At 60.8% G+C, this 13,771-nt stretch carries 13 protein-coding genes; 9 read left to right on the top strand and 4 right to left on the bottom strand.

From position 1 onward, the window contains the following. Positions 1-50: 50 nt before the first annotated feature. Entirely contained in the window at positions 51-2,846 is a 2,796-nt protein-coding gene (gene polA / locus ACI77D_RS21665) for a DNA polymerase I (RefSeq protein ID WP_407017456.1), read from the bottom strand. Positions 2,847-2,920: 74 nt separating this feature from the next. Between polA and ACI77D_RS21660 the strand changes: the two genes are divergently transcribed. Then, entirely contained in the window at positions 2,921-3,211 is a 291-nt protein-coding gene (locus tag ACI77D_RS21660) for a DUF2782 domain-containing protein (protein ID WP_053253671.1), read from the top strand. Between the two features lie 56 nt (positions 3,212-3,267). Then, a complete protein-coding gene (locus ACI77D_RS21655; protein ID WP_407017455.1) occupies positions 3,268-4,221 on the top strand; it encodes a homoserine kinase in 954 nt (317 codons plus the stop codon). A 110-nt stretch (positions 4,222-4,331) separates the two neighbouring features. On the opposite strand, the gene ACI77D_RS21650 is transcribed toward ACI77D_RS21655, so the two are convergent. Then, the gene (locus ACI77D_RS21650; protein WP_221295998.1) at positions 4,332-5,261 is read right to left on the bottom strand and encodes a zinc ABC transporter substrate-binding protein; all 930 of its coding nucleotides are present in this window, start codon (positions 5,259-5,261) and stop codon (positions 4,332-4,334) included. Between the two features lie 58 nt (positions 5,262-5,319). Here ACI77D_RS21650 and zur point away from each other — a divergent pair, with 58 nt between their 5' ends. Genes zur through ACI77D_RS21630 form a run of 4 tightly spaced genes read left to right on the top strand, consistent with a single transcriptional unit; the run spans position 5,320 to position 8,125 of the window. Further along, the gene (zur, locus tag ACI77D_RS21645; protein ID WP_053253668.1) at positions 5,320-5,802 is read left to right on the top strand and encodes a zinc uptake transcriptional repressor Zur; all 483 of its coding nucleotides are present in this window, start codon (positions 5,320-5,322) and stop codon (positions 5,800-5,802) included. Beyond that, the gene (gene znuC / locus ACI77D_RS21640; protein ID WP_407017454.1) at positions 5,802-6,587 is read left to right on the top strand and encodes a zinc ABC transporter ATP-binding protein ZnuC; all 786 of its coding nucleotides are present in this window, start codon (positions 5,802-5,804) and stop codon (positions 6,585-6,587) included. The genes zur and znuC overlap by 1 nt, the downstream gene beginning before the upstream one ends. After that, the gene (gene znuB, locus ACI77D_RS21635; protein ID WP_064450048.1) at positions 6,580-7,368 is read left to right on the top strand and encodes a zinc ABC transporter permease subunit ZnuB; all 789 of its coding nucleotides are present in this window, start codon (positions 6,580-6,582) and stop codon (positions 7,366-7,368) included. The genes znuC and znuB overlap by 8 nt, the downstream gene beginning before the upstream one ends. A gap of 37 nt (positions 7,369-7,405) precedes the next feature. Continuing rightward, complete coding sequence (locus ACI77D_RS21630) at positions 7,406-8,125, top strand: PA5502 family lipoprotein (protein WP_221295997.1); 720 nt, start codon at positions 7,406-7,408, stop codon at positions 8,123-8,125. A 95-nt stretch (positions 8,126-8,220) separates the two neighbouring features. Here ACI77D_RS21630 and katE read toward each other — a convergent pair whose 3' ends face one another. Continuing rightward, positions 8,221-10,365, bottom strand: coding sequence for a catalase HPII (gene katE, locus ACI77D_RS21625; RefSeq protein ID WP_407017464.1), 2,145 nt, complete (start codon positions 10,363-10,365; stop codon positions 8,221-8,223). 263 nt (positions 10,366-10,628) lie between these two features. Between katE and ACI77D_RS21620 the strand changes: the two genes are divergently transcribed. Genes ACI77D_RS21620 through ACI77D_RS21610 form a run of 3 tightly spaced genes read left to right on the top strand, consistent with a single transcriptional unit; the run spans position 10,629 to position 13,136 of the window. Continuing rightward, complete coding sequence (locus ACI77D_RS21620) at positions 10,629-11,636, top strand: methionine ABC transporter ATP-binding protein (RefSeq protein ID WP_064450045.1); 1,008 nt, start codon at positions 10,629-10,631, stop codon at positions 11,634-11,636. After that, positions 11,636-12,310: a methionine ABC transporter permease gene (locus ACI77D_RS21615; RefSeq protein WP_064450044.1), complete on the top strand. Its 675-nt coding sequence runs from the start codon at positions 11,636-11,638 to the stop codon at positions 12,308-12,310. The genes ACI77D_RS21620 and ACI77D_RS21615 overlap by 1 nt, the downstream gene beginning before the upstream one ends. Positions 12,311-12,362: 52 nt before the next feature. Next, positions 12,363-13,136, top strand: coding sequence for a MetQ/NlpA family ABC transporter substrate-binding protein (locus tag ACI77D_RS21610; RefSeq protein ID WP_221295995.1), 774 nt, complete (start codon positions 12,363-12,365; stop codon positions 13,134-13,136). Positions 13,137-13,284: 148 nt separating this feature from the next. Here the strand turns inward: ACI77D_RS21610 and ACI77D_RS21605 are convergent, their stop codons facing one another. Then, positions 13,285-13,641: a Bro-N domain-containing protein gene (locus tag ACI77D_RS21605; protein ID WP_064450042.1), complete on the bottom strand. Its 357-nt coding sequence runs from the start codon at positions 13,639-13,641 to the stop codon at positions 13,285-13,287. Between the last annotated feature and the right edge of the window lie 130 nt (positions 13,642-13,771).

Here is a 13,771-nt window from a genome sequence, read left to right as displayed (position 1 = left end):
TCTGATCTAAAGCGCTCTGCCACCCCCTCGAAAGTGGCAGAGCCGCGAAATCAGTGCGCCTCGTCCCAGTTATCGCCCACGCCCACATCCACCACCAGTGGCACGTCCAACTGCGCCGCCGCGCTCATGTGCTCGCGGATCTTCTCGCTGACTTGCGCCACCAGGTCCTCACGCACCTCAAGCACCAGTTCATCGTGCACTTGCAGGATGACCTTGGCATCCAGGCCCGATTCCGTCAGCCAGTTATCCACCAGCACCATGGCTTTTTTGATGATGTCCGCCGCCGTGCCTTGCATCGGCGCGTTGATTGCCGTGCGCTCGGCAGCCGCTCGTTCCTGAGGCTTATTGGAATTGATATCCGGCAAATACAGCCGACGCCCGAAGAAGGTTTCTACATAGCCTTGATCAGCAGCCTGGGCACGCGTGCGCTCCATGTACTCGCGAACACCTGGGTAGCGCGCGAAGTACACATCGATGTACGCCTTGGCAGTCTTGGTATCGACGCCAATATCCTTGCCCAACTTCTGCGCGCCCATGCCGTAGATCAGGCCAAAGTTAATCGCCTTGGCGCTGCGACGTTGATTGGAAGTGACCTCAGACAATTCAACCTTGAACACCTCAGCCGCCGTAGCGGTGTGCACGTCCAGGTCGTTGCGAAACGCATTCATCAAGCCCTCGTCCTTGGACAAGTGCGCCATGATCCGCAGTTCGATCTGCGAATAGTCCGCCGCCAGCAGCTTGTAACCCTTGGGCGCGACAAACGCCTGGCGGATCCGCCGCCCTTCGGCGGTGCGCACAGGGATGTTCTGCAGGTTCGGGTCACTGGACGACAAGCGCCCGGTAGCCGCCACAGCCTGATGATAAGACGTGTGAATGCGCCCGGTGCGCGGGTTGATCTGCTCCGGCAGGCGGTCGGTGTAGGTGCTTTTCAGTTTGCTCATGCTGCGGTACTGCATCAGCACCTTGGGCAACAGGAAGTCATCTTCGGCCAACTTGGCCAGCACTTCTTCGGCCGTGGACGCCTGCCCCTTGCCGGTCTTTTTCAGCACCGGCAGCCCAAGTTTCTCGTAGAGAATCGCCCCAAGCTGCTTGGGTGAGCCCAGGTTGAACTCTTCGCCCGCGATCTCGAACGCCTGGCGCTCCAGCTCAACCATCTTGTTGCCCAGCTCGATGCTCTGGATGCCCAGCAGCTCCTTATCCACCAACGCACCCTGGCGCTCGATACGTGCAAGCACCGGCACCAAGGGTATTTCGATATCCGTGAGCACACTGGCCAGACTCGGGATGGCCGCGAGTTGTGCGTGCAGTGCCTGATGCAGACGCAGCGTCACGTCGGCATCTTCGGCGGCGTAAGGGCCGGCTTGCTCAAGCGGGATCTGGTCGAACGTCAGCTGCTTGGCGCCTTTGCCGGCGATGTCCTGGAAGCTGACGGTGTCGTAGTCCAGGTACTTCTTCGCCAGGCTGTCCATATCATGCCGAGTCGCAGTGGAATTCAGCACGTAGGATTCAAGCATGGTGTCGAAGGCGATACCGCGCACGGTAATGCCCCGTTCAAAGTCACCACCGATGGCGCAGTTGGCCAGGATGTTCATGTCGAACTTGGCGTGCTGGCCAACCTTGAGCTTGGTCGGGTCTTCCAGCAATGGCTTGAGGGTCAGCAACACGGTGTCACGGTCCAACTGCTGCGGCGCACCCTCGTAAGAGTGGGTCAGCGGTATGTAGGCCGCTTCGTGAGGCTGCACGGCAAAGGAAACCCCGACCAGCTGCGCCTGTTGGGCGTCAATCCCGGTGGTTTCCGTGTCAAACGCGAACAACGTCGCGTCATTGAGCTTCTTCAGCCAACGGTCGAATGTCGCTTGGTCGAGGATGGTGGTGTACGCCGTCTCCACAGGGGCCGACGCAACCTCCTCAACGACAGCTTCAGCAGTCGGCGCAGCCTGGGCCGAAGCCTTCAATTCAACGCGCTTGGCGTCGCGCTGAATCTCATCAAACCAGCTCTTGAACTCCAGCAGCGTGTACAGCTCCAGCAGCTTGTCGCGATCCGGCTCGATCAGGTGCAGATCATCCAGGCCCACATCCAGCGGCACGTCGATCTTGATCGTCGCCAGTTGATAGGACAGGAACGCCATTTCCCGATGTTCTTCCAGCTTGGCCGGCAGGTTCTTGGCGCCCCGAATCGGCAGGGTCGGCACAATATCCAACTGTTCATAAAGCTCTTTGAGGCCGCCATTCACGCCCACTAACAGACCGGAAGCGGTCTTCGGACCAATGCCCGGAACGCCTGGGATGTTGTCGGAGGAATCGCCCATCAACGCCAGGTAATCGATGATCTGCTCGGGAGCGACACCGAATTTCTCCTTCACGCCCTCGATGTCCATCGCGCTACCGGTCATGGTGTTGACCAAGGTAATGTGCCCGTCGACCAGTTGTGCCATGTCCTTGTCGCCGGTGGAAATCACCACCGGGCGGTCGGCCGCCGCGCTGCTGCGGGCCAGTGTGCCGATCACGTCATCGGCCTCGACGCCTTCAACGCACAGCAGCGGGAAGCCCAGCGCGATCACGCTTTGGTGCAGGGGCTCGATCTGCAGGCGCATGTCATCAGGCATGCTCGGGCGATTAGCCTTGTATTCAGCGTACATGTCATCGCGAAAGGTCCCACCCTTGGCGTCGAACACGACCGCGAACGGGCTGTCCGGGTATTGCTTGCGCAGGCTTTTGAGCATGTTCAACACGCCCTTGACCGCACCGGTCGGCAGGCCTTTGGAGGTAGTCAGCGGTGGCAGCGCGTGAAAGGCGCGGTACAGGTAAGAAGAACCGTCCACCAGGACGAGGGGGGCTTGGCTCATGAGCAGGATCAACCTTTTCGGCGGGTCAGGCGCTAGAATAGCCGGACCAATGACGACAAAGGGACAAGGTTATCATGCGTACAGTAAATCGCCTGTTGTTGACCGGCTTGATTGCACTCACTCCGATGGTGGCCATGGCGGCAGACAGTGCGCCTTCGGGCGACCCGGAAGTCACCATTCGCACGGAAGGCGACAAGACCATTCAGGAATACCGCCAAAATGGCTTCCTGTACGCGATCAAGGTCACCCAGAAAGGCTTTCCGCCGTATTTCCTGGTGCGCGCGGACGGAACCGATGCGAACTTCATCCGTTCTGACCAGCCGGATATGCTGATCCCGTCATGGAAGATCTTCGAATGGAAATGATTTCTTAACTTAAATTGGCGCCGCGCACTGCGGCGCCCGTACTGGCAGTTTTAACCATGTCTGTGTTTACCCCCCTGGCTCGGCCCGAGCTGGAAACCTTTCTCGCCCCTTACGGGCTCGGCCGCCTGCTTGATTTCCAGGGGATTGCCGCCGGTAGCGAAAACACCAACTTCTTCATCAGCCTGGAACAGGGCGAATTCGTCCTGACCCTGGTTGAACGCGGCCCCGTCGCAGAAATGCCGTTCTTCATCGAACTGCTCGACGTGCTCCACGACGCCGATCTGCCGGTGCCTTACGCCCTGCGGACCATCGATGGCGTGGCCCTGCGCGAACTTGCCGGTAAACCAGCGCTGTTACAACCGCGCCTGGCCGGCAAGCACATCAAGGACGCCAATGCGCAGCATTGCGCCCAGGTCGGCGACCTGCTCGGCCACCTTCACCTGGCGACTCAAGGCGAGAAGGTGCTGGAGCGCAAGACGGATCGCGGGCTGGATTGGATGCTGACTGAAGGGGCGCAGCTGATTTCGCACCTGAACGACGCCCAGCAGCGCCTGCTGCAAGATGCACTGACCGAAATAGACGCTCACAAGGCCCAGATCCTCGCCCTGCCCCGCGCCAACGTTCACGCCGACCTGTTCCGCGACAACGCGATGTTCGAAGGCACGCACCTGACCGGGTTGATCGACTTCTACAACGCCTGCTCGGGCCCGATGCTGTACGACGTGGCGATCGCGCTGAACGACTGGTGCTCGGACGCCGATGGCGTGATTGATGGCCAACGCGCCCGCGCGCTGCTGGGTGCCTACGCGGGGCTGCGTCCCTTCACGGCCAAGGAAGCGCAATTGTGGCCGACGATGTTGCGGGTAGCGTGTGTGCGTTTCTGGCTGTCACGCCTGATCGCCGCTGAATCATTTGCCGGGCAGGACGTGTTGATTCATGACCCGGCAGAGTTCGAGCATCGGCTGGCACAGCGTCAGCAGGTCAGCGTCCACTTGCCGTTCGCACTCTAAAGACCTGCTCGGTCAAAAAATGTGGGAGCTGGCTTGCCTGCGATAGCGGTGTCGACTGACACATCGCCATCGCGGGCAAGCCCGCTCCCACATTGGTTATGCGGCGGCGGTTAGAGCGATTCCAGGCACCCAGCCAAATCATTCCCCAACTTCTCCAGCACCTGCTCGTAACCCTGCGCTGTAGCTGGCGTGTAACCGCCCAACGCATCCAGCTCCGCCAATTTCACCGGCAAACCGGCGACCAGCGTCTCGGCCAGGCGCGGGCGCAGCGGCGGCTCGCTGAACACGCAGGTCTTGCCGACTTCCTGCAACCGCGTACGCATCGCCGCCACATGCTGGGCGCCTGGCTGTACTTCGGCGGCAACGCTGAACACGCCGGTGTGCTTGAGCCCGTAAGCGTCTTCGAAGTAATCAAAGGCCTCGTGGAAGACGAAGTAAGGCTTGTCACCCACACTCGCCAAACGAGCCTTCAAGCGCACATCCAACGCATCCAGACGCTCATCGAACGCCTTCACGTTGCTCTGATAGCGCGCGGCATTGTCCGGGTCGGCGGTGCTGAGGTCAGCCGCCATGCGCGCCGCGATGACGCGAGCGTTTACGGTCGACAACCACAAATGCGCGTCCAGGCTGCCTGGGCGGTGATCGTGATCATGTTCGTCGGCATCCTCGGCATGCGAGTGGCTATCTTCGGCGAAACGACGCAGTTTCATGCCCGCAAGGTCCTGCACCGCCACGGTCGGCAGGCTACGCCCCTTGAGCACGCGCGGCAGGAAGCTCTCCATGTCCGGGCCGATCCAATACAACAGGTCCACCGACTGCACGCGCCGTACGTCGGATGGGCGCAAGGCATAGTTGTGCGGCGATGCACCGGGCGGCAATAACACCTCCGGAATGGCCACGCCGTCCTGCACAGCCGCGGCGATCAACTGCAACGGCTTGATGCTGGTCAGCACCTTGACCTCGGCTTGAGCAGCCCCGGCGATGAGCAAACTGGTGACAAATACGACAAAAACAGGAAAAAGTCGGGACACGATGACCACTCAATGGCGTAGGAACGGGTAACATAATAACGTCTCTATCAAATGTCTGTCGCCGCTCATGCCTATTACACCGCTTGCCAGCCGTCCCCACGACCACTCTCACTGCGTGCATACCGCGTTGTCGGAGGCCGATACCCTGTGCGCACGCCAAGGCCTGCGGCTGACTGCGCTGCGTCGTCGCGTGCTGGAGCTGGTGTGGCAGAGCCACAAGCCGCTGGGCGCCTACGACATTCTTGGCGTGCTCAGCGAGCAGGACGGCCGCCGCGCTGCGCCGCCTACGGTGTATCGTGCGCTGGATTTCCTGCTGGAAAACGGCCTGGTGCACCGCATCGCCTCACTCAACGCCTTTGTTGGCTGCAACCACCCGGAACACGCGCATCAGGGCCAGTTCCTGATCTGCCGCGAGTGCCACGCTGCCATCGAGCTTGAACAAAAAAGCATCAGCGACGCCATCATCAAGAGCTCTGCCGAGGTCGGCTTCAAGGTCGAAGGGCAAACGGTCGAAGTGGTCGGCCTGTGCTCGGGCTGCCAGGGGGCTTGATGAGCAACGCGTTAATCCGCCTGGAACAGGTCGGGGTCACGTTCGCCGGTCAAGCCGTGCTCGATAACATCGCACTGAGCGTCGAACCGGGGCAGATCGTCACCCTGATCGGCCCCAACGGCGCCGGCAAGACCACGCTGGTTCGCGCCGTGCTCGGCCTGCTCAAGCCCGACACCGGCAGCGTGTGGCGCAAGCCCAAGCTACGCGTCGGCTACATGCCGCAAAAACTGCACGTCGACCCAACGCTGCCATTGTCCGTGCTGCGCTTCTTGCGCCTGGTGCCGGGTGTAGACCGCACCCGCGCGCAGGCTGCGCTCAAGGAAGTCGGCGCCGAACAAGTCATCGACAGCCCGGTGCAAAGTATCTCGGGCGGCGAAATGCAGCGCGTCTTGCTGGCCCGCGCCTTGTTGCGCGAACCAGAATTGCTGGTGCTCGATGAGCCCGTGCAAGGCGTTGACGTCGCCGGCCAGGCCGAGCTGTACAGCCTGATCACCCGCCTGCGCGACCGTCATGGCTGCGGCGTGTTGATGGTCTCCCACGACCTGCACCTGGTCATGAGCACCACCGACCAAGTGGTGTGCCTCAACCGCCACGTCTGCTGCTCCGGCCACCCGGAACAGGTCAGCGGCGATCCGGCGTTCGTCGAGTTGTTCGGCAAAAACGCCCAAAGCCTGGCGATCTATCACCACCATCACGACCACGCCCACGATCTGCATGGCGCCGTCGTCGACGATCCCGCTACGCCCCACACCCACGTTCATGGAGATAGCTGCAAGCATGGCTGATTTTCTGCTCTACGCCCTGCTGGCAGGCTTGGCTTTGGCACTGGTGGCGGGCCCATTGGGCTCGTTCGTGGTTTGGCGGCGCATGGCCTATTTTGGCGACACGTTGTCGCACGCCGCGCTGCTGGGCGTGGCCATGGGCTTCTTGCTGGATGTGAGCCCGACCATCGCCGTGACCGTCGGCTGCCTGCTGCTGGCAGTGCTGCTGGTGACCCTGCAACAGCGCCAGCCGCTGGCCTCCGACACCCTGCTCGGCATCCTGGCGCCGAGCACCTTGTCCCTGGGCCTGGTGGTGCTGAGTTTCATGCATGAAGTGCGCATCGACCTGATGGCCTACCTGTTCGGCGACCTGCTGGCGATCAGCCCGACCGACCTTGCCTGGATCCTCGGCGGCAGCGCCGCCGTGCTGGTTTTGCTGGTAGCGCTGTGGCGCCCATTGCTGGCGATCACCGTGCATGAAGAGCTGGCCACGGTGGAAGGTTTGCCCGTACCGGCCCTGCGCATGACCCTGATGCTATTGATCGCAGTGGTGATTGCTGTCGCGATGAAGATTGTCGGCGTATTGTTGATCACGTCGCTGCTGATCATTCCCGCAGCCGCTGCCCAGCGCCACGCTCGCTCACCCGAGCAGATGGCGATCGGCGCCAGCCTGCTGGGGATGCTTGCAGTGTGCGGGGGCCTGGCGCTGTCCTGGTTCAAGGACACGCCGGCCGGGCCGTCGATTGTAGTAGCGGCGGCCGCCCTGTTTCTGCTGAGTTTTGTCCTGCCCCGTCGAGGGGTGTAGACTTGCTCGCTTTTTGCGCAAATAGAGAGTCGCAGGAATGAAGCCGTTCAACTTCCGTTATCTGCTCCTTGCCGCATTTTCCCTGCTGCTGGGCGCCTGTCAAAGCACGCCGCCCGCTGCCACCGAGGCACCGGACACCCGCGCTGCGGCGATCGCGCAGCTGGAGCAAAACCTGGCCAGCAGCGAACTGGCTACCGCCGAAGACGAGCTTGCCGCCTTGCAGGCCCAATCGCCTAACGACCCGGCCCTGGAGCCTTACCAGCGCCAACTGGCCGAAGCCTACCTGCAGCGCAGCCAAATCGTGCTGCAAAAAGGTGACGTCAACGCCGCCGCCACCGCCCTGAGCCGTGCCCGCGCGCTGATGCCCAAGGCCCCGGCGCTGACCGGTGGCGTAAACAGCGCCATCAGCCACGCCCGCAAGGCCGAGCTGGATAAAGCCGAAGCCGCCTTGAAAGCGGCCGAAGCAAAACCGGCTGCCAAAGTCATCGACCCTGCCGCTGAAAGCACCACCGTGGCGCTGAACCTCACTGACATCGAAGAACTTCGCCATCAGTTGGATGCGATCGCCACCGACGTGGTGAATTACCAGTGCGACGTGAGCATCCAGGCGCCGCGCACTCAGGATTACCCATGGCTGGCCACATTGCTGACCAAACGGGTGAAGCGAATTGATTCGGGGTATGACCTGAAGATTCACCGGCAGATCTTGAAACGTATTCCGGCGCAGATTGTGCTGATACCGCGCAAGGCGCAATAAAGCTATCGGGAGCAAGCCCCCTCCCACATTTGAAATGCATTCCAAATGTGGGAGAGGGCTTGCTCCCGATAGAGGTCTAACAAACAATCAAAAGCTTAAGCCGGAATCGCCTTAGCCTTAGGCTCACGATCCCAAACCCGGTGCTGGCCGATCGCGGCAAAAAACGCCTTGAACGCCTTGGCATCCTCGCCAACAATCAGCCCCGCATCCACCTCAAGCTTCAGCAGATCCAGCAATGGCTTCGCATCACTGGCCACCGCAATCGCCTTCAGATGCTTGTACGCCTCCAGCAGGAAGTGCAACGCCACGCCATCACCGCTCAACGCCTTGATCGACTCTTTACCGCCGGGTACGAACACCGCATCAAACGCGATGGACGGCATGCCTTCCATCGACGCATCCACCGGCAAGCTCTTGCCATCGGCCGTCTTCACGGGTGCCGAGGTAGGCCCCAACAATTTGGCGTGCGCGCCTTGCGCTTCCAGCGCCTTCTTGAGTGCATCAATCGCAGCCCCCTCCACGCCATTCGCCGCCAGAATCGCCACCTTGCGGGTCTTGATATCGCCGGGCAGCAAGTTGGCCTGGCTCAGTGCAGGTGAACGCTCCGGCTTGGTTTTGCGCTCAGGCACCGTGCCTTTGGTCGGCGCAGGCAGGCCCAGGTTGTGTGCCACACGCTTGGCCAGTTCCAGGTCGATATTGGCCAGGATCTCGTTGACCTGACGGGCACGAATAAACTCACGCTCGACCTTGCCCAGCTCAAAGCTGTAAGCCGCAATGATGTGCTCTTGCTCGTGCTTGCTCATGCTGCGGAAGAACAGGCGCGCCTGGGAGAAGTGATCGCTGAACGACTCGCTGCGCTCACGGATCTTGTGAGCATCGATGCGCTCTGGGTAAGACTCGAACCCACCGTCCTGTGCCGCCGGCGGGGTTTCTTTCGGCCAGCCGCCATCAATCGAATTCGGCTCGTAGGACGCGCGCCCTTTGTCGATGGTGCTGCGGTGCATGGCATCGCGCTGGTTGTTATGCAGCGGTGTCACCGGCTGGTTGATCGGCAGTTGGTGAAAGTTCGGGCCACCGAGACGGCTAATCTGCGTATCCGTGTAGGAAAACAGGCGACCTTGCAGCAGCGGGTCGTTGGAAAAGTCGATACCCGGCACGATATGGCCTGGGCAGAACGCGACCTGCTCGACTTCAGCAAAGAAGTTATCCGGGTTGCGGTTCAGCACCATCTTGCCCAGCGGCGTGATCGGTACCAGCTCTTCGGGGATCAGCTTGGTCGGGTCGAGGATATCGAAGTCGAACGAGTGCTCCTTGTCTTCAGGAATCACCTGTACGCCCAGCTCCCACTCAGGGTAATCGCCACTTTCAATCGACTCCCACAAATCGCGGCGGTGGTAGTCGGTATCTTTACCGGCCAGCTTTTGCGCCTCGTCCCACACCAGCGAGCAGGTGCCTGCCGTAGGGCGCCAGTGGAATTTGACGAAGTTGGATTTACCCTCGGCATTCACCAGGCGGAACGTGTGCACACCAAAGCCCTGCATGCTGCGCAGGCTTTTTGGAATGGCACGGTCAGACATGGCCCAGATCACCATGTGCGCCGACTCCGGCTGCAGCGAGACAAAATCCCAGAACGTATCGTGAGCCGAGCCACCGGTAGGAATCTCGTTGTGCGGCTCAGGCTTCACCGCGTGCACAAAGTCGGGGAACTTGATCGCGTCCTGAATAAAAAATACCGGCATGTTGTTACCCACCAGATCGAAGTTGCCTTCGTCGGTGAAGAACTTCACGGCAAAGCCGCGCACGTCACGCACCGTATCGCCGGAACCACGCGGGCCCTGCACGGTGGAAAATCGCGCAAATACCGGGGTTTTGTGGCCAGGGTCGCGTAGGAAACCGGCCTTGGTCAGCGCCGAATGGTTCTCGTAAGTCTGGAAATAACCATGGGCCCCCGTGCCACGGGCATGCACGATGCGCTCCGGGATTCGCTCATGGTCAAAGTGCGTGATTTTTTCACGCATGATGAAGTCTTCCAGCAGCGAAGGGCCACGGGCGCCGACTTTCAGGGTGTTCTGGTTATCGGAAATGTTGACGCCTTGGTTGGTGCGCAGCGCCTGGCCGGTTGCATCTGAGCGGAATTCCTCCAGGGCCTGCAACTTGGCGTTGGTGTTGCCACGGTCCAGGGTATCGGTGCCCGCGAGCTCACTCTTCGGCGGGGTAGCTGGCTTCTTGGTACTCATCAGACAAAACTCCTTATTCAAATTGGCCAGAGCGGTCCCCGGCTCGTTTGAGCAAAAACCCCAGGCACGGCACCTGGGAAATCGAGTTGCTTAAGTAGTGACTGACGCGGTTTTGCACCGTTCCTTTTTTATGACCTTTGATCGCGTTATTGCCAAATCGCTGGTTGAATGCGAAATAAATGCTAAGAAACGCTATACGGACAGGCTAAAATGCGCGCCCGGCTAACCGCTGATCCCCTTTTCATGCGCCCCACAAGGTTCGCTACGTGATCGAGTTTCATAACGTCCATAAAACCTACCGCGTCGCCGGTAAGGAAATCCCCGCGCTGCATCCCACCAGCCTGCGTGTCGAAAACGGCCAGGTGTTCGGCCTGATTGGCCACTCCGGCGCGGGAAAAAGTACCCTGCTGCGTCTGATCAACCGCCTGGAGCAACCCAGCGGTGGCCAGATCAACGTCGACGGCGAAGAAGTCACCGCCCTGGACGCCAACGGCCTGCGCCGTTTCCGCCAGCAAGTCGGGATGATCTTCCAGCACTTCAACCTGCTCGCGTCCAAGACCGTTGCCGATAACGTGGCGCTGCCACTGACCCTGGCCGGCGAATTGTCGCGCAAGGAAATCGACGTACGCGTGGCTGAATTGCTCGCCCGTGTAGGCCTGTCGGACCACGCCAAGAAGTACCCGGCGCAGTTGTCCGGCGGCCAGAAGCAGCGCGTCGGCATCGCTCGCGCCCTGGCGACCAAGCCGAAAATCCTGCTGTGCGACGAAGCCACCAGCGCCCTCGACCCGCAGACCACCGCCTCGGTGCTGCAACTGCTGGCCGAGATCAACCGCGAGCTGAAGCTGACCATCGTGCTGATCACCCATGAGATGGACGTGATCCGCCGCGTGTGCGACCAAGTGGCCGTGATGGACGCCGGCGTGATCGTCGAGCACGGCTCGGTGGCTGATGTGTTCCTGCACCCCAAGCACCCGACCACCAAGCGCTTCGTGCAAGAAGCCGATCAGATCGACGAAAGCGAGCAGCGCGATGACTTCGCGCACGTGCCGGGCCGCATCGTGCGCCTGACCTTCCAGGGCGAAGCGACCTACGCACCGCTGCTGGGCACCGTCGCCCGCGAAACGGGCGTGGACTACAGCATCCTCGCCGGTCGTATCGACCGCATTAAAGACATTCCCTACGGCCAACTGACCCTCGCCGTGACCGGTGGGGACATGGAAGCTGCCTTTGCCCGCTTTACCGCGGCAGACGTCCACATGGAGGTTCTGCGCTAATGGAAGTCCTGTTGAGTTTCTTCGCCAATATCGACTGGTCCGAAATCTGGCTCGCCACCGGCGACACCATGACCATGCTGTTCGGCTCGCTGTTCTTTACCGTATTGCTCGGCCTGCCGCTGGGCGTGCTGCTGTTCCTGTGCAGCCCGCGCCAACTGTTCGAACAAAAAGGCCTCTACGCACTGCTGTCGCTGATCGTGAACATCCTGCGCTCGCTGCCGTTTATCATTTTGCTGATCGTGATGATCCCGTTTACGGTACTGATCACCGGCACCTCGCTGGGGGTCGCCGGGGCGATTCCACCGCTGGTCGTGGGCGCAACGCCGTTCTTTGCGCGCCTGGTGGAAACCGCCTTGCGTGAAGTGGACCGTGGCATCATCGAAGCCACGCAGTCCATGGGCGCGAGCACGCGCCAGATCATCACCAACGCCCTGTTGCCCGAAGCACGCCCCGGCATTTTCGCGGCGATTACGGTCACGGCGATTACACTGGTTTCCTACACGGCAATGGCCGGTGTCGTAGGCGCCGGTGGCCTGGGTGACCTGGCGATCCGTTTCGGTTACCAGCGTTTCCAGACCGATGTGATGGTGGTCACCGTGGTGATGCTGTTGATCCTGGTGCAAATTCTGCAAACCGTCGGCGACAAGCTGGTGGTGCACTTTTCTCGAAAATAACGGCCATTGCCGGCCAAAAAGCCGGCAAATGCCCGAACAAGGAGCTTGTTGGATGAAAAAACTACTGGTTGCTTTCGCCGCCGTTGCCGCGTTTTCCGCTCACGCCGCCGAGACCCTCAAGGTTGCCGCGTCGCCGGTGCCCCACGCAGAAATCCTGGAATTCGTGAAGCCTGCACTCGCCAAAGAAGGCGTGGATTTGCAGGTTAAAGTCTTCACCGACTACGTGCAGCCGAACGTACAGGTAGCCGAAAAGCGCCTGGACGCCAACTTCTTCCAGCACCAGCCGTACCTGGACGAGTTCAATAAAGCCAAGGGCACTCACCTGGTGAGCGTCGGCGCTGTACACCTGGAGCCTCTGGGCGCCTACTCCAGCAAATACAAAAAACTCGAAGATCTGCCTGACGGCGCCAACGTGGTGATTCCGAACGACGCCACCAACGGCGGCCGCGCCCTGCTGCTGCTGGCCAAGCACAACCTGATCACCCTGAAGGACCCGACCAACATCCTGTCGACCATCAAGGACATCACCGGTAACCCTAAAAACCTGAAATTCCGCGAACTGGAAGCCGCCACCCTGCCGCGCGTGCTGACCCAGGTCGACCTGGCACTGATCAACACCAACTACGCCCTGGAAGCCAAGCTGGACCCTTCCAAGGATGCACTGGTGATCGAAGGCAACGACTCGCCTTACGTGAACATCCTGGTGACCCGCGAAGACAACAAGGATTCGGACGCGGTGAAGAAGCTGGTTGCAGCCCTGCACACCCCAGAAGTGAAGAAATTCATCCAAGAGAAGTACAAAGGCGCGATTCTGCCGGCGTTCTGATCAAACTCGATTTCAACACACCGAAGATCAAAAAATGTGGGAGCGGGCTTGCTCGCGATAGCAGAGCGTCAGTCAGCGAAGATGTTGACTGGCCCACCGCTATCGCAGGCAAGCCAGCTCCCACATTTGTTTTGTGTTGTTGGCTAGATCAGGCCAACACACCTGTCTGCTGTTTACCGCGCAAGGCCGGTATCACCGCATGGGTCAGCCACTGGCGCAGGCAGCGGTTCTCCGGGTAGTAGTGGTAGATGAGCAGCGCGTACACGCCGGACTCGCTGACCATCAAGGTCGGCGCGCACTGGCCGTGGGTGATCAGGGGCACGGCGTGCTGTTGATCGGGGTCGAGTTTGCGCAGTAACGCTGGATTGAGGTGCAGGCCCATCAAGTGGCCGATGTCAGCGGCGCTGAACCAGGGTTGGCTGTCGATCAACACGGCGTGCAGTTGGTGATGGTGGCGGGTGAAGACTTCGGGGGTGACGGGTGGGTCGGGGGTAAGTGCTTGCATGGTCTGGCTCCTAACGTATCAAGGGACCGCCAAGCACTACTTCCACGTAATGGGTGGCGGCTGTACGCAGGTGTGGAAGACCGGGACGTTAGGCACCCGGCGCACTCGAAAGCGCCCCGCGCACAGCCAC

Origin of the sequence: Pseudomonas sp. O39, from assembly GCF_045447295.1 — a bacterium.
Classification (GTDB): Bacteria; Pseudomonadota; Gammaproteobacteria; order Pseudomonadales; family Pseudomonadaceae; genus Aquipseudomonas; species Aquipseudomonas antarctica_A.
Note: the sequence above shows the minus strand (reverse complement) of the source record. Positions and strands in the feature narration are given on the sequence as shown.

Excerpts from the sequence above, each read along its gene's own strand:
- polA (WP_407017456.1), bottom strand. The coding sequence starts at position 2,846 with ATGAGCCAAGCCCCCCTCGTCCTGGTGGACGGTTCTTCTTACCTGTAC.
- ACI77D_RS21660 (WP_053253671.1), top strand. The coding sequence starts at position 2,921 with ATGCGTACAGTAAATCGCCTGTTGTTGACCGGCTTGATTGCACTCACT.
- ACI77D_RS21655 (WP_407017455.1), top strand. The coding sequence starts at position 3,268 with ATGTCTGTGTTTACCCCCCTGGCTCGGCCCGAGCTGGAAACCTTTCTC.
- zur (WP_053253668.1), top strand. The coding sequence starts at position 5,320 with ATGCCTATTACACCGCTTGCCAGCCGTCCCCACGACCACTCTCACTGC.
- znuC (WP_407017454.1), top strand. The coding sequence starts at position 5,802 with ATGAGCAACGCGTTAATCCGCCTGGAACAGGTCGGGGTCACGTTCGCC.
- znuB (WP_064450048.1), top strand. The coding sequence starts at position 6,580 with ATGGCTGATTTTCTGCTCTACGCCCTGCTGGCAGGCTTGGCTTTGGCA.
- ACI77D_RS21630 (WP_221295997.1), top strand. The coding sequence starts at position 7,406 with ATGAAGCCGTTCAACTTCCGTTATCTGCTCCTTGCCGCATTTTCCCTG.
- ACI77D_RS21615 (WP_064450044.1), top strand. The coding sequence starts at position 11,636 with ATGGAAGTCCTGTTGAGTTTCTTCGCCAATATCGACTGGTCCGAAATC.
- ACI77D_RS21610 (WP_221295995.1), top strand. The coding sequence starts at position 12,363 with ATGAAAAAACTACTGGTTGCTTTCGCCGCCGTTGCCGCGTTTTCCGCT.
- ACI77D_RS21605 (WP_064450042.1), bottom strand. The coding sequence starts at position 13,641 with ATGCAAGCACTTACCCCCGACCCACCCGTCACCCCCGAAGTCTTCACC.